Origin of the sequence: Streptomyces marokkonensis (genome assembly GCF_008312835.1) — a bacterium.
Taxonomy (GTDB): domain Bacteria; phylum Actinomycetota; class Actinomycetes; order Streptomycetales; family Streptomycetaceae; genus Streptomyces; species Streptomyces marokkonensis_A.
Genome location: NZ_VSKS01000016.1, coordinates 1 through 23602 on the forward strand (window position 1 = coordinate 1; position 23602 = coordinate 23602).

Annotated in this window: 18 protein-coding genes; 9 read left to right on the forward strand and 9 right to left on the reverse strand. The window is 70.9% G+C overall.

Annotation, left to right across the window (positions count from 1 at the left end):
- Positions 1 to 119: integrase core domain-containing protein (locus F1615_RS24630; protein WP_149551262.1), on the forward strand; the 119-nt coding region annotated here is incomplete at its 5' end.
- Between the two features lie 50 nt (positions 120 to 169).
- Here F1615_RS24630 and F1615_RS24635 read toward each other — a convergent pair.
- On the reverse strand, positions 170 to 1375 hold the full coding sequence (locus F1615_RS24635; RefSeq protein ID WP_149551263.1) for an NYN domain-containing protein: 1206 nt from the start codon (positions 1373 to 1375) through the stop codon (positions 170 to 172).
- A 219-nt stretch (positions 1376 to 1594) separates the two neighbouring features.
- On the opposite strand from F1615_RS24635, the gene F1615_RS35700 reads away from it, so the two are divergent.
- Positions 1595 to 1762, forward strand: a complete 168-nt coding sequence (locus tag F1615_RS35700) for a hypothetical protein (protein ID WP_167533848.1) — start codon at positions 1595 to 1597, stop codon at positions 1760 to 1762.
- A 94-nt stretch (positions 1763 to 1856) separates the two neighbouring features.
- Here F1615_RS35700 and dnaE read toward each other — a convergent pair whose 3' ends face one another.
- Positions 1857 to 5396: a DNA polymerase III subunit alpha gene (gene dnaE / locus F1615_RS24640; protein ID WP_149551264.1), complete on the reverse strand. Its 3540-nt coding sequence runs from the start codon at positions 5394 to 5396 to the stop codon at positions 1857 to 1859.
- Positions 5397 to 5654: 258 nt separating this feature from the next.
- On the opposite strand from dnaE, the gene F1615_RS24645 reads away from it, so the two are divergent.
- The 5 genes from F1615_RS24645 to F1615_RS24665 all read left to right on the forward strand — a co-directional run bounded on the left by F1615_RS24645 (position 5655) and on the right by F1615_RS24665 (position 12280).
- Positions 5655 to 7004 (forward strand): DUF2252 domain-containing protein, encoded by a 1350-nt coding sequence (locus tag F1615_RS24645; RefSeq protein WP_149551265.1) that lies wholly within the window; start codon positions 5655 to 5657, stop codon positions 7002 to 7004.
- 68 nt (positions 7005 to 7072) lie between these two features.
- Positions 7073 to 7777: a hypothetical protein gene (locus F1615_RS24650; RefSeq protein WP_149551266.1), complete on the forward strand. Its 705-nt coding sequence runs from the start codon at positions 7073 to 7075 to the stop codon at positions 7775 to 7777.
- Between the two features lie 84 nt (positions 7778 to 7861).
- Positions 7862 to 8710, forward strand: coding sequence for a thioredoxin domain-containing protein (locus F1615_RS24655; protein WP_149551267.1), 849 nt, complete (start codon positions 7862 to 7864; stop codon positions 8708 to 8710).
- A 581-nt stretch (positions 8711 to 9291) separates the two neighbouring features.
- Positions 9292 to 10974, forward strand: coding sequence for an alkaline phosphatase D family protein (locus tag F1615_RS24660; protein WP_149551268.1), 1683 nt, complete (start codon positions 9292 to 9294; stop codon positions 10972 to 10974).
- A 325-nt stretch (positions 10975 to 11299) separates the two neighbouring features.
- Complete coding sequence (locus tag F1615_RS24665) at positions 11300 to 12280, forward strand: zinc metalloprotease (protein ID WP_149551269.1); 981 nt, start codon at positions 11300 to 11302, stop codon at positions 12278 to 12280.
- On the opposite strand, the gene F1615_RS24670 is transcribed toward F1615_RS24665, so the two are convergent.
- Positions 12265 to 12855, reverse strand: a complete 591-nt coding sequence (locus F1615_RS24670) for a dienelactone hydrolase family protein (RefSeq protein WP_149551270.1) — start codon at positions 12853 to 12855, stop codon at positions 12265 to 12267. The genes F1615_RS24665 and F1615_RS24670 overlap by 16 nt on opposite strands.
- Before the next feature lie 117 nt (positions 12856 to 12972).
- On the opposite strand from F1615_RS24670, the gene F1615_RS24675 reads away from it, so the two are divergent.
- Positions 12973 to 14088, forward strand: coding sequence for a mechanosensitive ion channel family protein (locus tag F1615_RS24675; protein WP_149551271.1), 1116 nt, complete (start codon positions 12973 to 12975; stop codon positions 14086 to 14088).
- A 7-nt stretch (positions 14089 to 14095) separates the two neighbouring features.
- Here F1615_RS24675 and F1615_RS24680 read toward each other — a convergent pair whose 3' ends face one another.
- From F1615_RS24680 to F1615_RS24700, 5 genes are all read right to left on the reverse strand, one after another.
- Positions 14096 to 14836 (reverse strand): SDR family NAD(P)-dependent oxidoreductase, encoded by a 741-nt coding sequence (locus tag F1615_RS24680; RefSeq protein WP_149551272.1) that lies wholly within the window; start codon positions 14834 to 14836, stop codon positions 14096 to 14098.
- A gap of 237 nt (positions 14837 to 15073) precedes the next feature.
- Positions 15074 to 15541 (reverse strand): GNAT family N-acetyltransferase, encoded by a 468-nt coding sequence (locus tag F1615_RS24685; protein ID WP_149551273.1) that lies wholly within the window; start codon positions 15539 to 15541, stop codon positions 15074 to 15076.
- A complete protein-coding gene (locus F1615_RS24690) occupies positions 15538 to 16482 on the reverse strand; it encodes an RluA family pseudouridine synthase (RefSeq protein ID WP_149551274.1) in 945 nt (314 codons plus the stop codon). Before F1615_RS24690 ends, F1615_RS24685 begins: the two co-directional genes overlap by 4 nt.
- Positions 16483 to 16536: 54 nt before the next feature.
- Complete coding sequence (lspA, locus tag F1615_RS24695) at positions 16537 to 17133, reverse strand: signal peptidase II (RefSeq protein ID WP_149551275.1); 597 nt, start codon at positions 17131 to 17133, stop codon at positions 16537 to 16539.
- Positions 17134 to 17198: 65 nt separating this feature from the next.
- Positions 17199 to 18038, reverse strand: coding sequence for a TraR/DksA family transcriptional regulator (locus F1615_RS24700; RefSeq protein ID WP_341873460.1), 840 nt, complete (start codon positions 18036 to 18038; stop codon positions 17199 to 17201).
- A 1016-nt stretch (positions 18039 to 19054) separates the two neighbouring features.
- On the opposite strand from F1615_RS24700, the gene ileS reads away from it, so the two are divergent.
- Positions 19055 to 22201, forward strand: a complete 3147-nt coding sequence (gene ileS, locus F1615_RS24705; protein WP_149551277.1) for an isoleucine--tRNA ligase — start codon at positions 19055 to 19057, stop codon at positions 22199 to 22201.
- Between the two features lie 220 nt (positions 22202 to 22421).
- On the opposite strand, the gene F1615_RS24710 is transcribed toward ileS, so the two are convergent.
- Positions 22422 to 23567, reverse strand: coding sequence for a DivIVA domain-containing protein (locus F1615_RS24710; protein WP_149551278.1), 1146 nt, complete (start codon positions 23565 to 23567; stop codon positions 22422 to 22424).
- Positions 23568 to 23602: the final 35 nt, after the last annotated feature.

The window sequence follows — 23602 nt, forward strand, 5'->3', positions numbered from 1 at the left end:
AACGACAGGCCGCGTTTCCCGACTGGCTGGACTGGTACAACTACCACCGACCCCACACCGGCATCGACGGCCACACACCCGCCAGCCGCGTCACCAACCTGTCGGAACAACACACCTAGATCCGGACGACAGGCCCCAGGGCGTTCACCCGGGACGGGGGCGGCGGCGCTCACTCCCCGGCGGGGGTCCGTTCCGTGCCGGTGCGCTGGTCCAGTTCCCGCCAGAAGCCCGCCCGGATGGCGTAACGGTCGCGTTCGTCGATCTGGTCGTCCTTGTGGGCGAGGAGGCCGAAGCGGGCCGCGTAGCGCAGGAGCTCGCCGTCGATGCGGTGGGGGACGCGGGGGTACATGGCGGACAGTTTCTGGAGGTGGCTCTGGTCGCCGAGACGCTCCACCCAGCGCCGGGCGAAGACCTGACCCACCTCGAAGGGGTCCCCGCCGACGGTGGTGATGTCCTCCTCGCGGTCGGCCCAGCGCTGCTCCGCCGTGGTGAGCTGGGCGAGTGTCGGCATGGACGCGGCCTCCGGCGGCTCGGCGACGGGCCGGTCCACCCAGCCCTTGTCGGAGGACCAGCGCAGCGTCGCGGAGGGGGGCTGCTGGGGCTGGTGCGGGCCGGGGCTGCGCAGCGCGGCCAGGTCCTTCGGGGTGGGGACGCCCTTCGCCGTGGGCGCCCGCTCGGCGCTGCCGTTGTGCTCGGCGGCCGGGTGCCGGGGCTCGCGCGCGGTCCGCTCGGCCGCCGCGGTGAGCGCGGAGTCCGGCAGCGGGGCGGAGAGGATCGCGGCGATCTCGGGCCGCGGCACGGGCGGCGGCGCGCACACGCCGGTGTGCTCCTTGGGCCGTACGGCCTGGGTGATCCACGCCCGGTCCAGCACGCGGCGTTCGTCGGCCTCGGCGACCAGGTCCTCGGACTGGTTGTAGTCGCCGTCGGCGGCCTGCACGGCCCAGAGGTGGACGGCCACGCCGTGTTCCTTCGCCGCCATCATGCCCGGCAGCAGATCGCCGTCCCCGGTGACCAGGACGATGTCGGAGCAGGCGCGGTTGCGGGCCAGCTCGGTCAGCTCGGCGTGCATCGCGGCGTCCACGCCCTTCTGCGCCCAGCGGCCGTCGCTGCGGGTCAGCGCCCCGAGCCGGACGGTGACCCGGGGCATGACACGGAGCCTGCGGTGCTCGGGCTGCGGAACGCGGTCGGGGGCGCCGTCGAACCAGTAGATGCGCAGCAGCGGTTGCCGGGTGTCGTTCTCGGCGCGGTCGCGCAGCCCCTGGATGAGGGCGGCGTGGTCGACGGTGATGCGGGACCGCGAAGGCTCCCCGGCGAGGAGACTGGCGGCGGCCCCCAGCAGATACCCGGCGTCCACCAGGACGATGCAGCGGTCCACGCGATCCACCCTCTTTCCGGGAGGTTTGCTTCGGGCTTGCTTCGAGTCTGCCCGACCACGCCGGGGTTAACGGCCCGAACTCGATCTTCGGCGTGGCGTTTCCACACTTCCTCCCCGACGACCCGGTCACGGACGGTAATTATCCGACATGCGTGGGTTATCGGGCTGTGTGAATCTGGTTCCGGCCCTGGCCCCTAGTCCCCCACAGGAGGCATCACCATGGCCAAGAACAAGAACCGTGACCGTAAGCAGCCCCAGGCCGAGCGCGCCTCGCGTGCGGCGCAGCCGTCCGCGATGGAGACGCCGGACGAGCAGCGCACCACGCAGGTCATGCCCGGCGAGGTCGGCCCCGGCAAGGGCCGGCAAAAGCGCTTCGGCCACAACTGACATCTGCGTAACGGGCCGTTGCGGCCCAGGCACATGAAGAGGGGCGCACCCACCACAGGGTGCGCCCCTCACGCGCGTCTGCCGGACGCGGCCGCTAGCCCGCCAGGCAGGACGGCCCGAGGAGGACCTTCAGGTCGCCGAACAGCGCGGGGTCCGGCTTGACCCGGTGCCGGTCGAGGCGCAGCACCGTCGTCTTCGTGGGCCCCTGGAGCTTGATGCGGACCTCGCTGTCGCCCCTGTGGTGCGTGAGGATCTCACCGAGCCGGCTGACCATCGGCGGGGTCACGCGCGTCGCCGGGATGGTGAGCACCACGGGCGCGTTGGCGCCCGCGTTGGACAGGTCGGGGATCATCAGCTCCATCGCGACCAGCCGCGGCACGTCCTCCCGCTTGTCGAGCCGGCCCTTGACGAAGACCACGGCGTCCTCGACGAGTTGCGTCGAGACGAGCTGGTACGTCGCCGGGAAGAACATGCACTCGATGGAGCCCGCGAGGTCCTCCACCGTCGCGATCGCCCACGCGTTGCCCTGCTTGGTCATCTTGCGCTGGAGGCCCGAGATGATCCCGCCGATGGTGACCACGGCGCCGTCGCCGAAGTCGCCGCCGGTGAGCTGCGAGATGCCCGCGTCGGCCTTGTCGGACAGCACGTGCTCCAGGCCGAACAGCGGGTGGTCGGACACGTAGAGGCCGAGCATCTCGCGCTCCTGCGCGAGCAGGTACGTCTTGTCCCACTCGTCGTCGGTGAAGGTGACGTCGAGACCGAAGCCGGGCTCGCTGGTCTCCTCCTCGCCCATGCCGCCGAAGAGGTCGAACTGCCCCTCGGCCTCCTTGCGCTTCACCGCCACCACGTTGTCGATCATCGGCTCGTACTGCGCGGTGAGGCCCTTGCGGGTGTGCCCCATGGAGTCGAAGGCGCCGGCCTTGATCAGCGACTCCGTGGTCCGCTTGTTGCAGACGACCGCGTCGACCTTGTCGAGGTAGTCCGGGAACGAGGTGTACTTCCCCTTGGCCTTGCGGCACTTGATGATCGACTCGACGACGTTGGTGCCGACGTTGCGCACCGCGGACAGGCCGAAGAGGATCACGTCGTCGCCCTGCGCGGCGAAGTTGGACTCGGACTCGTTGACGTTCGGCGGGAGCACCTTGATGCCCATGCGGCGGCACTCGTTGAGGTAGACCGCGGACTTGTCCTTGTCGTCCTTCACCGAGGTGAGCAGCGCGGCCATGTACTCGGCGGGGTGGTTCGCCTTCAGATAGGCGGTCCAGTACGACACCAGTCCGTACGCGGCGGAGTGGGCCTTGTTGAACGCGTAGCCGGCGAACGGCACCAGCACGTCCCACAGCGCCTGGATGGCCTCGTCGCTGTAGCCGTTGCTGCGGGCGCCGGCCTGGAAGATGGTGAAGTTCTTCGCCAGTTCCTCGGGCTTCTTCTTGCCCATCACGCGGCGGAGGATGTCGGCCTCGCCGAGCGAGTAGCCGGCGATGATCTGGGCGGCCTTCTGCACCTGCTCCTGGTAGACGATCAGGCCGTGGGTGACGTCCAGGACCTCCTTGAGCGGCGCCTCCAGCTCGGGGTGGATGGGCGTGATCTCCTGCTGGCCGTTCTTGCGCAGGGCGTAGTTGGTGTGCGAGTTCATGCCCATCGGGCCCGGCCGGTACAGGGCCGACACGGCGGAGATGTCCTCGAAGTTGTCCGGCTTCATCAGCCGGAGCAGCGAGCGCATCGGTCCGCCGTCGAACTGGAACACGCCGAGCGTGTCGCCGCGCTGGAGCAGGTCGAAGGTCGTGGGGTCGTCCAGGGGCAGCGACAGCAGGTCGATGTCGATGCCCTTGTTGGCCTTCACCATCTTGACGGCGTCGTCCATGATGGTCAGGTTGCGCAGGCCCAGGAAGTCCATCTTCAGCAGGCCGAGCGACTCACAGCTCGGGTAGTCCCACTGTGTGATGGTCACGCCGTCGGTGTGCCGGACCCAGACCGGGACGTGGTCGGTGATGGTCTCGCTGGACATGATCACGCCCGCCGCGTGCACGCCCATCTGCCGGACCAGGCCCTCCACACCGCGCGCGGTGTCGATGACCTTCTTCACGTCCGGCTCGTTCTCGTACATCCCGCGGATCTCGCCGGCCTCGGAGTACCGGGGGTGGTTCGGGTCCGTGATGCCGGACAGCGGGATGCCCTTGCCCAGGACGTCGGCGGGCATCGCCTTGGTGAGCCGGTCGCCCATCGCGTACGGGTAGCCCAGCACGCGCGCGGAGTCCTTGATGGCGTTCTTGGCCTTGATGGTGCCGTAGGTGCCGATCATGGCGACCTTGTCGGCGCCGTACTTCTCCGTCACGTACCGGATCACCTCGACGCGCCGGCGCTCGTCGAAGTCGATGTCGACATCGGGCATGGAGATGCGCTCGGGGTTGAGGAACCGCTCGAAGATCAGGCCGTGCGGGATCGGGTCGAGGTCGGTGATGCCGAGGGCGTAGGCGACGATCGAGCCGGCCGCGGAGCCGCGGCCCGGGCCGACCGCGATGCCCTGCTTCTTCGCCCACATGATGAAGTCGGCGACCACGAGGAAGTAGCCCGGGAAGCCCATCGAGATGATGGTGTCCATCTCGTACTCGACCTGCTTCATGCGGTCGTCCGGGATGCCGTCCGGGAAGCGGCGGTTCATGCCGCGCATGGTCTCCTCGCGGAACCAGCTGACCTCCGTGTACCCCTCCGGGATGTCGAACTTGGGCATCAGGTCGCGCTTTTCGAACATGCCCGTGGTGTCGACCATCTCGGCGATCAGCCGGGTGTTGGCGCAGCCCTGCTGCCAGGCGTCCGAGGAGTCGATGGCGTACATCTCGTCGGTGGACTTGAGGTAGTAGCCGGTGCCGTCGAACTTGAAGCGGTCCGGGTCGGAGAGGTTCTTGCCGGTCTGGATGCACAGCAGCGCGTCGTGGGCGCCCGCCTCGTGCGCGTAGGTGTAGTGCGAGTCGTTCGTCACCAGCGGGGGGATGCCGAGCTTCCTGCCGATCTCCAGCAGGCCGTCGCGGACCCGGTGCTCGATCTCGATGCCGTGGTCCATCAGCTCCAGGAAGTAGCGCTCCTTGCCGAAGATGTCCTGGTAGTCGGCGGCCGCCTTGAGCGCCTCGTCGAAGTGGCCGAGGCGCAGCCGGGTCTGCACCTCGCCGGAGGGGCAGCCGGTGGAGGCGACGATGCCCTCGGACCACTTCGCGATGGTCTCCTTGTCCATCCGGGGCCACTTCTGCAGCCAGCCCTCGGCGTACGCGTCGGAGGAGAGCCGGAAGAGGTTGTGCAGGCCGGTGCTGTTCACCGCCCACATCGTCTTGTGGGTGTAGCCGCCGGAACCGGAGACGTCGTCCCGCTTCTGGTGCGGCTGGCCCCACTGGATCTTGCGCTTGTTGCGCCGGGACTCGGGCGCGACATACGCCTCGATCCCGATGATCGGGGTGACTCCGGCCTTCTGGGCGGAATGGAAGAAGTCGTACGCCCCGTGCAGGTTGCCGTGGTCGGACATGGCGATGTGCGTCATGCCCATCTCGTTGCAGGCGTTGAACATGTCCTTCAGCCGCGCGGCACCGTCCAGCAGCGAGTACTGGGTGTGGACGTGCAGGTGCGTGAACGGCGGCTTTGACACGGTGCGGCCTCCAAAGGTGAACGCTGTGGCGCGGAGCGCCTCGATGTGGGGCGGTGGTCGGGCGACGGGAGGGCTCACGGCGACGGGCGGGCGGACAGTCCGGGGGACAGCGTCGAAGTCTATGCCCCGGGACTGACACGCGGAGGCCGCCGCGACGTACCTTCGGGCGGTGGCGCGGGCACTCCCGTGACCGGTCACGCGTTAGGCAGGGGACGGTCCAGCCGTCCCGAGACTTCCCGCACCTGGAGGCACACAGCGATGTCGGTCCCGCAGCTCAACGACGAGCACCGCGGTGAGGAGATCCTCACCGTCCTCGACACCGCCTTCGGCGAGCTCCTGGCCGCCGACCCGGCCGCGTTCCGGGTGAAGTTCCGGAAGATGGCGGCGTCGGCGTTCGCCTTCTACCGCGGGACGGCGTGCCTCTTCTACCACGACCTGGACGCCGAGAGCGCCGGGCCGGACGGCGGGGGGACGTACAGCGGGCCGTACCTGGACGAGCGCACCTCGCGCGTGTGGATCCACGGCGACCTCCACGCGGAGAACTTCGGCACCTACATGGACTCCAACGGCCGCCTGGTCTTCAACGTCAACGACTTCGACGAGGCCTACGTCGGCCCCTTCACCTGGGACCTCAAGCGCTTCGCGGCCTCCGTGGCGCTGATCGGCTACGCCAAGGCGCTCAGCGACGGGCAGATCGGCGAACTCGTCGCCGTCTACGCGACCGCCTACCGGGAGCGCATCCACGCGCTGGCCACCGGCGCGAAGAGCGACGAGGTGCCGCCGTTCACCCTGGACACCGCCCAGGGCCCGCTGCTCGACGCGCTGCGCGACGCCCGCTCGCTGACCCGCTTCGGCCTGCTGGACTCGATGACCGAGATCCGCGACTTCGAGCGCCGCTTCGCCCCCGGCGGCGGGGCGGTGGAGCTGGACGCCGCCACCCGCTACAAGGTGCTCGCGGCCTTCGACGGCTATCTGGAGACGCTGCCGGACGCCTCGCTGGCCCGCCCGGACTCCTACCGGGTGAAGGACGTCGTGGGCCGCCGCGGCATCGGCATCGGCTCGGCCGGGCTGCCGTCGTACAACATCCTCCTCGAGGGCCACAGCGACGCCCTGGAGAACGATGTCGTGATCTACATCAAGCAGGCCCAGACCCCGGCCGTCTCCCGGCACATCACCGACCGGGCGATCCGGGACTACTTCCAGCACGAGGGGCACCGCACGGTGATCTCCCAGCGCGCCCTCCAGGCGCACGCCGACCCGTGGCTGGGCTGGACCGAGCTGGACGGCTCGGGCCAGCTGGTCGCCGAGGTCTCGCCGTACGCCGTGGACCTGGACTGGAGCGACATCGACGACCCGGAGGAGATCGCCCTGGTCGTCGCCGACCTCGGCCGGGCCACGGCGACGATGCACGCGGCGGCGGACGACACCTCCGGCGAGTCCCTGGTGCCGTTCTCCACGGAACGCGCCATCGACGCGGCCATCGCCGCCGACGAGGACTCCCTGGTCCCGCTCCTGGTCGACTTCGCCCACGGCTACGGTGCCCGCGCACGCGCCGACCACCAGACCTTCCTGGACCTCTTCCGCAACGGCAGGATTCCGGGATTGTGACGATCGGAACATCCACAGGAACCCTTTAGGGATCCCTTACCGGAGCACGTGACACACTCGTTCCCGCCATGGACATATCCGGAACCCAGCTCAGAGCCGTCCGCGCGGCGCTGTTCACGGCAGTCGTCGTGACGCTCAGCAGCGCGTCGCACGTGCTGCTGTCCGGGGCTCCGCTGCCGTTGAACACGGTGGCCGCGATCGCCGCCGCCGTGTTCCTCCTGGCGTACGCCCTGGCGGGGCGGGAGCGTTCCTTCGGGCGGATCGCCGCCCTGCTGATCCCGCTGGAGCTGGCCGCCGACACGGTCTTCACCACGGGCCAGCACGTCTGCTACGGCCGGATGGGCGGGCCCGTGGCGGGCCCGCTGCGCTCCGTCGGTTTCGACGTGCTGTGCGGCGACGGCACCAGCGTGGGCGCACCGCTCGCCCGGGTGACCGGGCCCGCCGCCGAGGGCGGCGACCGGCTGGCGGCACTGCTGGCCGAGGCCGACCCGGCCACGGCCTGGATGCTGCTCGGGGCGCACATCGGGGTCGGCCTGTTCGCCGCCGCCTGGCTGCGCCGCGGCGAGCGGGCGCTGACCCAGCTGCTGAGCGCGGTCGCCGCCACGACGTTCAGGCCGCTGCTGCTGGCGGTCGCGGCGGTGACCGTGCGCCGGGGCCGGGAGGCGCTCCGGCCGGCCCGCCCGGTGCGCCGCACCGCCATCGCCCGGACCCTGCTCCTCGCGCACTCCCTGGGACGGCGCGGACCGCCGTGCTCCGTCGCCGCCCCCGCCTGAGGCCGGCGGCCCGACCCGAGCACCAGCAGTCCCCCCATACGCATCCCGCACACCACCGTGTGCGTCCCCCGTGGAGACATCACCATGAGCAAGCGGAACAGCCAGGCGGCGAAGACGGCGGCCCGAGAGCGACTGCGCCAGGAGCGCGAGCGCCAGGCGAAGAAGGCGAAGGCCAAGCGGCAGATCGTCGTCGCCCTGTCGGTCGTCGGCGTCCTGGCCGCGGCCGGCGGCATCGGCTACGCGGTCGTCCAGGCCAACAAACCCAGCGCCTGGGAGGCCGCCCTGGACAAGAAGATCGTCGCCCCGGCCAACACCTCGGGCGAGAACGGCACAACCGTCGTGCTCGGCAAGGACAGCGCGAAGAAGACCCTGAAGCTGTACGAGGACCCGCGCTGCCCGATCTGCGCCTCGTTCGAGCAGTCGGTCGGCCCGACCCTCCTCAAGGACTACGAGGCCGGCAAGTACAAGATCCAGTTCATCGGTGGCACGTTCCTCGACGGTGACACTGGGGACGGCGACAAGATGAAGATCGGGTCCAACGGCGAGGGCTCCAAGAACGCGATGAGCGCCCTGGGCGCCGCGTTGAACGTGAGCCCGGAGGCCTTCCTGGAGTTCAAGGAAGCGCTCTACTCGGCCGAGTTCCACCCCGAGGAGTCGCAGGACAAGCTCAAGGACGACGACTACATCATCAAGATAGGCAACTCGGTCGACGCCCTGAAGAACAACAAGAAGTTCCAGGACGCGGTCAAGAACGGCACGTTCGACGCCTGGGCCCTGGCCATGTCCCACACCTTCAACACCAACGAGGACGAGGTGAACGGCACGCCGAGCCTCGTCATGGACGGCAAGAAGCTCACGGGCTCCGACGGACAGAACACACCCATGACCGTCGAAGAGTTCAACGTCGCCATCGAGAAGGCCCTCAAGGGCTGAGTCCGCCGGCTGTCGGCACGCTGAGGAGCGGGCGAACTTCTGCAAGTTCGCCCGCTCGCGCGGATGCCTCCGCCTCCGGCGCCTTACCTGAAAACACACGCCCCGGGCTTCGAGCCGGAGGTCAGCATCCCCGTAGATGCGATTCGGCGCCCATGAGGTGCCGTCGATGATGGCTGCGTGTGGCCAGAACAGCGTCTCGTGCAGGTGGGTTGAGTCATGAGATGCACTCCTCAAGCGCCATGCAGGATGTCGAGCATGGCTCCACAAGATGGAGAATCTGCCACTGCCGTGGCCCGATTTTTTCGGAAAGTCACTCTTATGGTGTGACACCAGAACGGGGCCAACGGATCCCCGAAGCACGAGCGTAGGCATTTCGGCACTGCCTGAAGATAAGCGGTCCGCCTTAGGGTGGGCTTCACTTCGTCAAGAAGAAGTCACGTGACAGGTGCCCAAGGCTCAACACGGCGGTCGACAAGGCGCTCAAGGGCTGAGTCCCGGCCGGACGACGGCGTGCTGAAGAGCGGGCGAACTTTGACGAGTTCGCCCGCTCTAGCGTGTACCTGTCAGTAGCCTGTTCGGCTGTGACCAGTCGACACAGATCATCCGAGAACGCCGTCCCCGCCACCGCGGACGCCGACTCCCTCGCCCCGCGCCGCCGTACGGTCGTCAAGGCGGCCGCCGCCACCGCGGCACTGGCCGGACCGCTCGCCGCCGCGCTGCCCGCCCGGGCGGCACAGCAGGCCCCCGCCTTCCTGCACGGCGTCGCCTCCGGCGATCCGCTGCCGGACGGCATCCTGCTGTGGACCCGGGTGACGCCGGTGCCGGAGGCGGTACCCGGCTCGGGCCTCGGGCCCGACACCGAGGTGAGCTGGACCGTCGCCCGGGACAGGGCGTTCACCGACGTCGTGGCGAAGGGCTCGACCCTCGCCACCGCCGCCTCCGACCACACCGTCAAGGCGGACATCCGCGGCCTGCGGCCGGCCACCGACTACTGGTTCCGCTTCTCCGCCGGCGGCACCGAATCCCCCGTCGCCCGCACCCGCACCGCGCCGGCCGCCGACGCCACCGTGAGCGGACTGCGCTTCGGCGTGGTGTCCTGCTCCAACTGGGAGGCCGGACACTTCTCCGCGTACCGCCATCTCGCGGCCCGCGGCGACCTGGACGCCTGGCTGCACCTGGGCGACTACATCTACGAGTACGGCACCGGCGAGTACGGCACCCGCGACACCGTCGTCCGCCCGCACGCGCCCGCCCACGAGATCGTCACCCTCGCCGACTACCGCGTCCGGCACGCGACGTACAAGACGGACCCCGACCTCCAGGCCCTGCACGCCAAGGCGCCGGTCGTCGCCATCTGGGACGACCACGAGATAGCCAACGACACCTGGTCGGGCGGCGCCGAGAACCACACCGAGGGCGCGGAGGGCACCTGGGCCGCCCGTCAGGCCGCCGCGAAGCGGGCCTACTTCGAGTGGATGCCGGTACGTCCCGCGCTGGCCGGCACCACCTACCGCCGGCTGCGCTTCGGCAAGCTCGCCGATCTGTCCCTGCTGGACCTGCGCTCGTTCCGCTCCCAGCAGGTCACCACCGGCGACGGCGACGTCGACGACCCGGACCGCACGCTCACCGGGCGCGCCCAGCTGGACTGGCTCAAGTCGGGCCTGACGGCCTCCGACACCACCTGGCGGCTGGTCGGCACCTCGGTGATGATCTCGCCGTTCTCGGTGGGATCCCTCCCGGCGAGCCTGCTGAAGCCGCTCGCGAAGCTGCTCGGCCTGCCGCAGGAGGGCCTCGCCCTCAACACCGACCAGTGGGACGGCTACACCGACGACCGCCGGGAACTCCTCGCCCATCTGCGGGCGAACGCCATCCGCAACACGGTCTTCCTCACCGGTGACATCCACATGGCGTGGGCCAACGACGTGCCGGTGAACGCCGGTACCTATCCGCTGTCGGCCTCGGCCGCCACGGAGTTCGTCGTCACCTCGGTGACCTCGGACAACCTCGACGACATCGTCAAGGTCCCCGAGGGGACCGTCACCGCGCTCGCCTCCCCGCTGATCCGGGCCGCCAACCGGCACGTCCACTGGGTCGACACCGACCGCCACGGCTACGGCGTGCTGGACATCACCGCCGAGCGGGCGCAGATGGACTACTACGTGCTCTCCAGCCGCACGGAGGCGGACGCCACGGCGAAGTGGGCCCGCTCCTACCGCACCCGCAGCGGCACGCAGAAGGCCGAGCGCACCTACGACCCGGTGTAGCCCCACTCCCGAGGGGCGATTTTCGGCCACCTCCGGTCGCGTGAGGCGCGCCTGAGGTCCGATCAGGTCGCTACGGCGGGTGGTGCGGACGGGGAACCGAATCCGGACACACCACCCGCCCGGTGACCGAAACGATGACGTCGCGTTTTCAAACACCGGACGCCGTAACGTTTCCGCACCCGTCACCTTCCCTGTTGCCCCTGTTTGACGGGTGATCGATTGGGCTTGATCACTCCTCTTGGCACCTAGTCATGTCCACGTAATCTCCCGGCGGCGGCCAGGAAGATCCCTGGCCCGGTCCCCACCGCATCCGCCAGGAGCCCCCATGCGCACGCTTGCCCGGATATCGTCCCTGTCGCACAGACGCCTGCTCGGTACGGCCGTCGTGGCCGGAACCCTGATGCTCACCCCGCTGTCCGCGCCCACCACGGTGGCCGCGGCCGGAACCCAGGCGGCCGAGTGCGCCGACGACACCTCCGCCACGGCACGCAAGGCCCGTCCCGGTCACGACGGTCACGCCGCCGAGCCGAACGAGATCAGCCAGGCCCGCGCCCAGGCCATGGACGCCGACCTGCGCGCCAAGCTGGACAAGCTGCGCACCGACAGCCGGAGCAGCGCGGCCGCCGCCTCGGCGACCGTCCCGGTCTACTTCCACGTCATCCACGACGGCGAGGCGGGCAAGCTCAGCTCCGCCGACATCACCGCCCAGATGAACGTCCTGAACGCGGCCTACGCCGGCCAGGGCACGGGCAACACCGACTCGGGCTTCCAGTTCACGCTGGCCGGCACCGACTACACCGACAACGCCGCCTGGTACACCGTCGGTCACGGCTCGCCGGAGGAGAAGGCGATGAAGACCGCCCTGCACCAGGGCGGCCCGGACGCACTCAACTTCTACACCGCCGACATCGGAGACGGGCTCCTCGGCTGGGCCACCTTCCCCAGCTCCTACCGGTCCAGCCCGGAGATGGACGGCGTCGTCGTCCTGAACTCGTCGCTGCCGGGCGGCTCGGCCGCGAACTACGACGAGGGCGACACCGCCACCCACGAGGTCGGCCACTGGATGGGGCTGTACCACACCTTCCAGGGCGGCTGCAACGGCAACGGCGACTACGTGGCGGACACCCCGGCCGAGAAGAGCCCCGCCTACCAGTGCCCCGAGGGCAGCGACTCCTGCACCCGCAAGGCGGGCACCGACCCGATCCACAACTTCATGGACTACACGTACGACGCGTGCATGTACCAGTTCACGGCGGGTCAGGTGACGCGCATGCAGGAGAACTGGCTCGCCTACCGCGCCGGCTGATCCCGTTCGAGCGAGGCGAGGAAGCCGAGTGCCACCCGCCAGGTGGCCTCGGCGGCCTCCTCGTCGTAGTCCGGCAGGTCGGGGTCGGTGTACAGGTGGCCGGCGCCCGCGTACCGGTACACCTCGACGTCGGCACCCGCCCGGCCCATCCGCAGGTACCAGGCGGTGAGCCAGTCGTCGGTCTCGAACGGGTCGGGCTCGGCGACGTGCAACTGCACCGGCAGCTCGTCCACGGCAGTGTTCTCCGCGATGTCCGACGTGCCGTGCAGGAGCAGCAGCCCGCGCGCCCGGTCGTCACCGAGGGCCAGCGTCTGGGCCACGGAGGCGCCGAAGGAGAACCCCGCGTACACCAGCCCGCGCTCCGAGTAGGGCGCGGCGGCCAGCACGGCCCGCTTCAGCAACTCGTCCTTGCCGGTCTCCTCCTTGTACGCCATGCCCTCCTCGACCGTGCCGAACGTGCGGCCCTCGAAGAGGTCGGGCGTCCACACCTCGTGTCCGGCCGCGCGCAGCCGGTCGGCGGCCCGGGCCACCGCGGGCCGCCGGCCGTAGGTCGAGTGAAAGAGCATGATGTTCATGCGGACCATGGTGCCAGCCGGGTGTGACAGATGTGACAGCCCCGTATCGCGGCACTACCCGCGATCGGACGGAAGTCACATGTTCATGCCCGCGCGCGGCCGGTTAGGTTCGGGGACATGGATGACGTGCTCCGCCCACTGGTCGTGGTCGGCGGCTCGGTCGTGCTCACGCTGCTGCTCGGCTGGGCCACCGACCTGCTGCTGCGCAAGGCCGACGAACGCCACCCCGAGACTCCGCTGTGGGGCCTGCTGCGCCGTGGCCGTGTCCCCTACCAGCTGCTGGTCTGCGCGACCCTGCTCAGAGGGTCCTACGACGAGGCACGGCTGCTGCCGGACCACGAGGTCGCCATCGGCAGGACGCTGTCGCTGGTGCTGATCGGGTCGGCGGCCTGGCTGGCGATCCGGGTCGCGGCCGCGGTCGTGGAGACCTCGTACACGCGCTACGCCAGCACCCACCGCGAGCGCGACCCCGCCCGGGTCCGCCGGGTGCGCACCCAGGTGACGCTGATCCGGCGGGTGGTGTCGGCGATCGTCGGAGTGGTGGCGGTGGCCGCGATGCTGCTGACCTTCCCCGCGATGCGCGCGGCCGGGGCCTCGCTGCTGGCCTCGGCGGGCATCCTCGGCATCGTCGCCGGTGTGGCCGCCCAGTCCACCCTGGGCAACATGTTCGCCGGACTGCAGATCGCCTTCGGCGACATGGTCCGCATCGGCGACACGGTGATCGTGGACGGCGAGTGGGGCACGGTCGAGGAGATCACACTGACCTTCCTGACCGTACGCACCTGGGACGAGCGCCGGATCACCATGCCGGTGTCGTACTTCACGTCCAAGCCGTTCGAGAACTGGTCGCGCGGGACGCCGCAGATGACGGGCACCGTCTTCTGGCACCTCGACCACTCGGCCCCGCTGGACGCGATGCGCGACAGGCTCCGGGACATCCTCCGGGAGTGCCCGGCCTGGGACGGCCGCGCCTACAACCTGACCGTGACGGACAGCACGCCAAGCACCATGGAGGTGCGGGCCCTGGCCACGGCCAAGGACGCCGACGACATCTGGACGGTACGGGTCACGGTCCGCGAGGAGATGATCCGCTGGCTGACCCAGGAGCACCCCTACGCCCTGCCCCGGGTCAACACGGCCGACGCGGTCCTGCGTCCCGGCCTCAACGGTCACCGCTCCCACGACGGGGTGCCGGCGCCCCGCCGTGTGCACCACCATCCGAGGGAGCGCTGACCGGCCCTCAGTGACCGCGCTCGGCGCCGCCGTTGACCTGGATGATCTGCGAGGTGATGTGTCCGGCGCCCGGGGAGGCGAGCCAATGCAGGGTCGCCGCGACGTCCCCGGGCGTCCCCGGCCGCTTGTCCGACGTCTCGGCGATCAGCCGGGCCCGCCGCTCCTCGTCCATGCCGTCGCCGAAGAACCCGGTGTCCTCGATGTAGCCGGGCGCCACCACGTTCACGGTGATGCCGTGCGGGCCCAGTTGCCGGGCCAGGTCGTGCGCGTACGGGTGCAGCGACGCCTTGGCCGCCGCGTACGACCCCCGTCCGGAGCCCCGGAAGGCGGCGATGGAGCTCAGGAAGAGCACCCGCCCGCCGGGTTCGGCGAGCCGGTCCCGCAGGGCCTCCGTGAGCAGCACGGCGGTCAGCACGTTGAGCCGGAAGTTGACCGTCCAGTCGCGGGCGACCGCGTCGAGCGGGTCGTCGGCGCCGACGGGTGGTTCGAGCAGCCCGTTGCCCCCGGCACAGTGGATCAGTACGTCCACCGCCCCGAACTCGCGGCCCACGAAACCGGACACACCCCGTACGGCCTCCGGATCGGCCAGGTCCGCGGCGTAGGTCAGGGCGCCGGGCACCGCCGCCCGTTCCAGCACGTCCCCGCGCCGCCCGAGCAGCAGCACCTGGTCCCCGTCGGCGGCGAACACCCGCGCGGTGGCCAGTCCGATGCCGGTACCGCCCCCGCTGATCACAACGTTCCGAGTCATCCCCCGACCCTACGAACAGAAAGCCGCCGGCGCCGGTAACTCCACGGCGCTCACCGCAGACTCCGCACGTCCGGATGGCGCGGCACCCGGTCCACGCTCACCACCGACCCGAGCAGCAGCAGGACGAACAGCAGGGCCAACTGATCCACGGTCGGTGCTCCCCGGGGGGTCGGTGATCGGTCAGCGGACTTCCAGCCTGCCACGCCGACACCCCCACCAGGACGTTCGCGGATCGTGCTACAGCACGCGCCGCATCGCCCGGTGCGGCATCCCCGCGTCCGGGAACTCGGGCCCGTAGGCCTCGTATCCCAGCCGCTCGTAGAAGCCGAGGGCTTGGGTCTGCGCGTGCAGGTCGACGGCGGTGAGCCCGCGGTCGCGGGCCGCGTCCTCGATGGCCCGCACCAGCGCCGCGCCGACACCGAGGCCGCGTGCCTCGCGCGTCACCGCGAGCCGGCCCAGGGAGCCGACCGCCGGGTCGCCGCCGTTCTTCGCCGCGGCGGCCGCGCCGTGCAGCAGCCGTCCGGTGCCGAGCGGTGTGCCGTCCTCCCGGACCGCCAGCACGTGCACGGCGCCGGCGTCGTGGGCGTCGTACTCGATGTCCTCGGGGACGCCCTGTTCGGCGACGAAGACGTCCTTGCGCACGGCGAAGCAGGCCTCGCGGTCGGCGGGCTCCTCCGCCACCCGGACGACGTACGGCCGGCTCACGCGTAGGTCTCCTCGCGGACCTGGTCCAGCGCCTGCCGCAGGTCCTCGGGGTAGTCGCAGCCGAACTCCGCCCACTGCCCGTCGCCGGGGTGCTCGAAGCCGAGCCGCACCGCGTGCAGCCACTGGCGGGTCAGCCGGAGCCGCTTGGCGAGCGTGGGGTCGGCGCCGTAGGTCAGGTCGCCGACGCAGGGGTGCCGGTGGGCGGCCATGTGGACGCGGATCTGGTGCGTGCGGCCGGTCTCCAGCTTGACGTCGAGGAGGGAGGCGGCGCGGAAGGCCTCGATGAGGTCGTAGTGCGTGACGGACGGCTTGCCGTCGGCGGTGACCGCCCACTTGTAGTCGTGCTGCGGGTGGCGGCCGATGGGGGCGTCGATGGTGCCGCTGGTGGGGTCGGGGTGGCCCTGGACGAGCGTGTGGTACCGCTTGTCGACCGTGCGCTCCTTGAACTGGCGCTTCAGCGACGTGTACGCGTACTCCGACTTGGCGACCACCATCAGACCGGAGGTGCCGACGTCGAGGCGGTGCACGATGCCCTGGCGCTCGGCGGCGCCGGAGGTCGAGATGCGGTACCCGGCGGCGGCGAGACCGCCGATCACGGTGGGGCCGGTCCAGCCGGGCGAGGGGTGCGCGGCGACGCCGACGGGCTTGACGATCACGACCACGTCGTCGTCGTCGTGCACGATCTCCATGCCCTCGACCGGCTCGGCGACGACCTGGACCGGCGCGGGCGCCTGCGGCATCTCCACCTCGAGCCAGGCGCCGCCGCTGACCCGCTCCGACTTGCCGACCACCGACCCGTCGACCGTGACCTTCCCCGCGGCGGCGAGCTCGGCCGCCTTGGTGCGGGAGAAGCCGAACATGCGGGAGATGGCGGCGTCGACGCGCTCGCCCTCCAGGCCGTCGGGCACGGGCAGGGTGCGGATCTCGGGAATCGTGCTCACCCGTCGAGTATGCCGGACGGGCCGGGCACTCCCGTACGGGAGTCCCGGCGGCGCTCAGTCCTTGTGGACGGTCCCGTCCGGGTCGAGGCCCCGGAACGACAGCAGCACGATCAGGATGCCGCCGCACACGATCGCCGAGTCCGCCAGGTTGAACACGGCGAAGTGCTTGGGCGCGATGAAGTCGACCACCGCGCCCTCGAAGACGCCCGGGGACCGGAAGATCCGGTCGGTGAGGTTGCCGAGGGCACCGCCGAGCAGCAGGCCGAGCGCGATCGCCCAGGGCAGGCTGTACAGCTTGCGGGCCAGGCGGATGATCACCACGATCACCGCGGCGGCGATCACCGTGAAGATCACGGTGAAGGCCTCGCCGAAGCCGAAGGCCGCGCCCGCGTTGCGGATCGCCTCGAACCTCAGCCAGTCCCCGATGATCTCGATGGGCGCGTGGTGCTCCAGCTTGGCGACCACGATCATCTTGCTGATCAGATCGAGGGCATAGGCGAAGACGGCGACGGCGAAGAGCACGGCGATCCGCCGCTTGCCGCGGGGCCGCTCGCTCTCCGCCGCCGTCGGGTCGGTGCCGGCCTGCTCCTGCTCGTCCCGGTCCGCGTCCGGGGTGTCCGGCGTACCGATGATGCGCTCCGCCTCTGCCACGTGAGTCCCTCAGCCTAGGTACCTGACTGAGGACGAGGGTACGGCACGGCCCGCACGGCCGCCGATCAGTACCGGCGCTCCTGCTTCTGCTTGCACTCGACGCACAGCGTGGCCCGGGGGAAGGCCTGCACACGGGCCTTGCCGATGGGATTGCCGCAGTTCTCGCACAAACCGTAGGTGCCGGCGTCGAGCCGCTGGAGTGCGCGCTCGAACTGGCTGAGCATCTCGCGCGCGTTCGCGGCGAGCGCGAGTTCGTGCTCGCGCGTGATGTTCTTGGTACCGGTGTCGGCGTCGTCGTCGCCCGCGCCGTCGCCGGAGTCCCGCATCAGGCCGGCCAGCGACTGTTCGGAGTTGGTGATCTCCTCGCGCAGCCGCAGCACCTCGGACATCAGCTCGGTCCGCGCCTCCTCGACCTCTTCCGGAGTCCAGGGCTCCTCGCCCGGACGCACCGCGAGCTCGCCCGGCTCCACCGCGCCGATCCGGGCCTTGGGTACGGCGGTCTTCGCCGCCGTGGCCGCCGTGGCCGCCGGGCCAGGGGTCTTCTTCGCACCCACCGTCGTCACTCCCGTCTGCGCCGCGGCCTCGGCCGCGCCCGCGTCATCGGCCGCGCTGTGCCCGGCCACATCCTGAGTGGACCCACTGGTCCCGGCAGCGCCCTCGCGCTCCCCACCGGAGCCCCCGCGTCCCGCGGCGGCCCCCTCCCCGCCGCCCTTCTTCGCCGCCTTCCTGCCGGCGCCCTTCCTGGCCGACGCCCCCTTCGCCCCGGCCTCCCCCGCCGCCTTCCCGGCGGGCGCCTTCCCGGCGGGCGCCTTCCCGGCGGGCGCCTTCCCGGCGGGCGCCTTCCCGGCGGGCGCCTTCCCGGCGGGCACCTCCCTCGCCGCCTCCTCCGCGGCAGCCTTCCCCACCGCGTCCTTCCCCACCGCCGCCCTCCCGGCGGGCGCCTTCCCCGCGGAGGCCCTCCCGGTGGCGGCCGCCTCCGGAGCGGTAACCTCCATTGCCTTCCTGGCCTGCGGCTTCTTCGCGGCGGACGTCCTGGGCTGTGGCTTCTTCGCGGGGGACTTCCGCGGCGCCGTCTTCTCCCCGGCGGGCGCCGCCTTCCGTGCCGACGGCTTCCGGGCCGCAGCGGTCTTCTTCGCGGGGGTCTCCGCGGAGGGGCGCTCCGAGGCCTGCCGCTTCGCCGCGGCGGGCTTCCCGGGTGCCGGGGCCGGCTCCGCCGCGGTACCGGCCTGCCCCGTGGCCCGCGTGCCCTTCCTCCCGCCCGAACCCCTGGGCCCACCGTCCGGAGCCGGTCCGGGCCCGCCGGACGGCGCCGACTGCTGTACAGCGGTCTTCTTCGCCACCATGGCCGCGGCCCCTTCACATATTGTGATCTTGCGCGCGAATCGTGCTGGGACGATAAATCGACTCGAGTCCCGCGGCAACGGGGCGCACCGCTCGGTTCCCCCGCGCCACGGACGCCGCGCGGCGAGCCTGCATCCGTTGTGCCCAGCTCCCCGCCGGGTATGCCGCCCAGGCAGACGTCCCGGAATCCGAACACGCGCACCTCGCCATTCGGGGCATACCAATTCATACCCCGCCGGAAAACCGGTCGGCCGCTGTCCGCGCCGCGCCGTACACTGGGCGGAGCGAAAAGCGTGGATGGGGACGAGTAGCGGCGTACGCAGCCCAGAGCGACCCGGGGACGGTGGGAGCCCGGGGGTGAGCGCGACGTGAAGATCACCCCGGAGCCGCCGGAAGAAACCCCCGCGGGGGCGGTAGAACCGGCATCGCGACCCCAATGAGGGGGCTCACCGGAGCGCGCGCCGCACCGGGGGGCCAAGGAGGGTGGTACCGCGGGAGCGCGCCGACGGCGGCGTAGAGATCGAAACAGCTCTCGTCCCTCCGGACGGAAGGCAGCAAGTCCGCCGGAGGAAGCCCGCTGATGACATCGCCGACGTACCGCCAGGTACCCGCCCAGGTCGACCTGCCCGCCCTCGAGCACGCGGTGCTCGACTTCTGGCGTGAGCAGAAGATCTTCGCCAAGAGCCTGGAGCAGTCCGAGGGCCGCCCCGAGTGGGTGTTCTACGAGGGCCCGCCCACCGCCAACGGCATGCCAGGCGCCCACCACATCGAGGCCCGCGTCTTCAAGGACGTCTTCCCCCGCTTCCGCACCATGCGCGGCTACCACGTGGCCCGCAAGGCCGGCTGGGACTGCCACGGCCTCCCGGTGGAGCTCGCCGTGGAGAAGGAGCTCGGCTTCTCCGGCAAGCAGGACATCGAGGCGTACGGCATCGCCGAGTTCAACGCGAAGTGCCGTGAGTCGGTGACCCGCCACACCGACGCCTTCGAAGAGCTCACGACCCGCATGGGCTACTGGGCCGACCTGCAGGACCCCTACCGCACGATGGACCCCGAGTACATCGAGTCCGTCTGGTGGTCGCTGAAGGAGATCTTCAACAAGGGCCTGCTGGTCCAGGACCACCGCGTCGCCCCCTGGTGCCCCCGCTGCGGCACCGGACTGTCCGACCACGAGCTGGCGCAGGGCTACGAGACGGTCGTCGACCCGTCCGTCTACGTCCGCTTCCCGCTCACCTCCGGCCCGCTGGCCGGAGAGGCCGCACTCCTGGTGTGGACGACCACCCCCTGGACCCTGGTCTCCAACACGGCCGTCGCCGCGCACCCCGAGGTCACCTACGTCGTCGCCACGAAGGGCCCCGAAGGCACGGAGAAGCTGGTCGTCGCCGAGCCGCTGGTCGCGAGTGCCCTCGGCGAGGGCTGGGAGACCACCGGCCAGACCTTCACCGGCGCCGAGATGGAGCGCTGGACGTACCGGCGCCCCTTCGAGCTGGTGGAGTTCCCCGAGCCGGCGCACTACGTGGTGAACGCCGAGTACGTCACCACCGAGGACGGTACGGGCCTGGTCCACCAGTCCCCCGCCTTCGGTGAGGACGACCTGAAGGTCTGCCGCTCCTACGGCCTGCCCGTCGTGAACCCCGTCCGCCCCGACGGCACCTTCGAGGAGGACGTCCCCCTGGTCGGCGGCGTCTTCTTCAAGAAGGCCGACGAGAAGCTCACCGCGGATCTCGACGAGCGCGGCCTGCTCTTCAAGCACATCCCGTACGAGCACAGCTACCCGCACTGCTGGCGCTGCCACACCGCGCTGCTCTACTACGCGCAGCCGTCGTGGTACATCCGCACCACGGCCGTCAAGGAGCAGTTGCTGCGGGAGAACGAGAACACCAACTGGTTCCCGGACACGGTCAAGAACGGCCGCTACGGCGACTGGCTGAACAACAACATCGACTGGGCGCTGTCCCGCAACCGCTACTGGGGCACCCCGCTGCCGGTCTGGCGCTGCGAGGACGACCACCTCACGGTCGTCGGCTCGCGCGCCGAGCTGACCGAGCTGACCGGCACCGACCAGTCCGCCCTCGACCCGCACCGCCCCTACATCGACGAGGTCACCTTCGCCTGCCCGAGCTGCGCGAAGACGGCCACGCGCGTGCCGGAGGTCATCGACGCCTGGTACGACTCGGGCTCGATGCCGTTCGCACAGTGGGGCTACCCGTACAAGAACAAGGAACTGTTCGAGGCCCGCTACCCGGCGCAGTTCATCTGCGAGGCCATCGACCAGACCCGCGGCTGGTTCTACACCCTGATGGCGATCGGCACGCTGGTCTTCGACAAGTCGTCGTACGAGAACGTCGTCTGCCTCGGCCACATCCTCGCCGAGGACGGCCGCAAGATGTCCAAGCACCTGGGCAACATCCTGCAGCCGATCCCGCTGATGGACCAGCACGGCGCGGACGCGGTCCGCTGGTTCATGGCGGCCGGCGGTTCGCCGTGGGCGGCCCGGCGCGTGGGCCACGGCACCATCCAGGAGGTCGTCCGCAAGACCCTGCTGACGTACTGGAACACGGTCGCCTTCCAGGCCCTGTACGCCCGTACGTCGAACTGGGCCCCGAGCGAGGCCGACCCGGCTCCCGCCGACCGTCCCGTCCTCGACCGCTGGCTCCTGTCCGAACTGCACGCGCTCACCGACCAGGTGACCCGGGCGCTGGACTCCTACGACACCCAGCGGGCGGGCAAGCTGCTGTCCGCGTTCGTCGACGACCTGTCCAACTGGTACGTGCGCCGCTCGCGCCGCCGCTTCTGGCAGGGTGACAAGGCCGCGCTGCGCACCCTCCACGAGGTGGTGCGGACGGTCACCCAGCTGATGGCGCCGCTGACCCCGTTCATCACCGAGCGGGTCTGGCAGGACCTGGTCGTCCCGGTCACCCCGGGCGCGCCGGAGTCGGTGCACCTGTCCTCGTGGCCGGAGGCGGACCTGTCCGCGATCGACCCGGAGCTGTCGAAGCAGATGGCGCTCGTGCGGAGGCTCGTGGAGCTGGGCCGGGCCACGCGCGCGGAGTCGGGCGTGAAGACCCGCCAGCCGCTGAGGCGCGCGCTGATCGCGGCGGGCGGCTTCGACCGCCTGGGCCCCGAACTGCACGCGCAGATCACGGAGGAGCTGAACGTCGAGTCGCTGGCGTCGCTGTCCGAGGTGGGCGGCTCGCTGGTGGACACCACGGCGAAGGCCAACTTCCGCGCGCTGGGCAAGCGGTTCGGCAAGCGGGTCCAGGACGTGGCGAAGGCGATCGCGCACGCGGACGCCGCCGCGCTCTCCCTGGCGCTGCGCGAAGGCGCGGCCTCGGTGGAGGTCGACGGTGAGACGGTCGCGCTCGCCCCGGACGAGGTGATCATCACGGAGACCCCGCGCGAGGGCTGGTCGGTGGCGTCCGACGCCGGTGCCACGGTCGCCCTGGACCTGGAGATCACGGAGGAACTGCGCCGCGCGGGTCTCGCCCGTGACGCGATCCGGCTGATCCAGGAGGCCCGCAAGAACAGCGGCCTCGACGTGGCCGACCGCATCGCCCTGCGCTGGACGGCCACGGAGCCCGCGACCGTCGCCGCGCTGGCGGAGCACGCCGCCCTGATCGCCGACGAGGTCCTGGCGACGGACTTCGCTCAGGGCGAGGCCGACGACACGTACGGGGACGCGTTCACGGACGAGGGGCTGTCGCTGACGTTCCGCCTGCGCAAGGCGTAGCGGCGCGGCCGGGAGACACCGAGGCCCGGGCCCGCCGGGAAAAATCCTGGCGGGCCCGGGCCTTCGGCATTGCGTACGTCGGACATCCCACCCAGGGCCGAACAAACGCCGCACACTCCGTGAACACGCGTAGCGAAAGGGCGGGGCCCCGGGTTGGTGAACCCGGGGCCCCGCCCTGAACGCTGCCGACCGCTACGCCGTACTCATGGCCACAGGGCCGTCAGTTGTCGTCCTCGTCGATCAGGAAGCCGCGCATCGGCGAGGGCGCCTGACCCATCGGCGACGGGCCCTGCGGACGCACCGGCGCCATGGGCTGGGTCATCGCCGGCTGCATCTGCTGCTGACCGCCGTACGACGGACCGGACGGGCCGCCGGGGCCGCCCATTCCCTGGTTGCCGCCGTAGGACGGCGCACCGGCACCGGCCGGAGCCATCGAGGGCGCCGGGGACGGCGGCAGCGACGGAGCGGCGCTCGCGGGCTGGCGCGGCGGGGCGAGCGAGTCGTCCGCCTGGGTCTCCAGCTGACGCAGCTGGGACTCCAGGTAGGACTTCAGCCGCGTGCGGTACTCGCGCTCGAAGCCGCGCAGGTCCTCGACCTTGCGCTCCAGCGTGGCGCGGGCGGACTCCAGGGAGCCCATCGCGACGCGGTGCTTCTCCTGCGCGTCCCGCTCCAGGGCGTCGGCCTTGGCGCGGGCGTCCCGCTCGAGGCCCTCGGCACGCGAACGCGCCTCGCCCACGATCTTGTTGGCCTCGGAACGGGCCTCCGCGATCGCCTGGTCGGCGGTCTGCTGAGCCAGCGAGAGGACACGGGCGGCGCTGTCGCCGCCGGGGCCCTGCTGACCGGGCATACCGGGGCCGCCCATGGGACCGCCCATCGGGCCACCGTGGCCCATCTGCCCCTGCATCGGGCCGCCCTGGCCCATCGGCCCGGGACCCTGACCCATGGGGCCGGGACCCTGCGGGCCGCCCTGTCCGCCGGGGCCGGCGGGCAGCTGAGGAGCACCGCTCGGCAGCTGGGGCGGGCCACCCATGGGGCCACCCATCTGCTGCTGCGGCGGGCCCGATATGCCGGCGGGCACGGGAGCGCCGGGACCTCGCATGCCCTGCTGGGGCATGCCCGGGGGCGGACCCTGCTGTTGCTGCTGGTCCTGGGGCTCGGGAGGCTTGCGCATGTTCTGCTGGTTCTGGGCGGCGGCGCGCGTGGCCGCGGCCAGCTTGGCGCGCAGGTCCTCGTTCTCGCGCAGCAGGCGCGTCAGTTCGGCTTCGACCTCGTCGAGGAAGGCATCGACCTCGTCCTCGTCATAGCCTTCTCGGAGGCGGACGGTCGTGAACTGCTTGTTCCGCACGTCCTCGGGGGTCAACGGCATCTCTTCACCTCAACGTAGTCATCGGCAGTCGGCAA

What these genes read in the sequence shown, in the direction of transcription:
- F1615_RS35700 (WP_167533848.1), top strand. Translation starts at nt 1,595, where the DNA reads ATGGCCAAGAACAAGAACCGTGACCGTAAGCAGCCCCAGGCCGAGCGC.
- F1615_RS24645 (WP_149551265.1), top strand. Translation starts at nt 5,655, where the DNA reads ATGTCGGTCCCGCAGCTCAACGACGAGCACCGCGGTGAGGAGATCCTC.
- F1615_RS24650 (WP_149551266.1), top strand. Translation starts at nt 7,073, where the DNA reads ATGGACATATCCGGAACCCAGCTCAGAGCCGTCCGCGCGGCGCTGTTC.
- F1615_RS24655 (WP_149551267.1), top strand. Translation starts at nt 7,862, where the DNA reads ATGAGCAAGCGGAACAGCCAGGCGGCGAAGACGGCGGCCCGAGAGCGA.
- F1615_RS24665 (WP_149551269.1), top strand. Translation starts at nt 11,300, where the DNA reads ATGCGCACGCTTGCCCGGATATCGTCCCTGTCGCACAGACGCCTGCTC.
- F1615_RS24670 (WP_149551270.1), bottom strand. Translation starts at nt 12,855, where the DNA reads ATGAACATCATGCTCTTTCACTCGACCTACGGCCGGCGGCCCGCGGTG.
- F1615_RS24675 (WP_149551271.1), top strand. Translation starts at nt 12,973, where the DNA reads ATGGATGACGTGCTCCGCCCACTGGTCGTGGTCGGCGGCTCGGTCGTG.
- F1615_RS24680 (WP_149551272.1), bottom strand. Translation starts at nt 14,836, where the DNA reads ATGACTCGGAACGTTGTGATCAGCGGGGGCGGTACCGGCATCGGACTG.
- ileS (WP_149551277.1), top strand. Translation starts at nt 19,055, where the DNA reads ATGACATCGCCGACGTACCGCCAGGTACCCGCCCAGGTCGACCTGCCC.
- F1615_RS24710 (WP_149551278.1), bottom strand. Translation starts at nt 23,567, where the DNA reads ATGCCGTTGACCCCCGAGGACGTGCGGAACAAGCAGTTCACGACCGTC.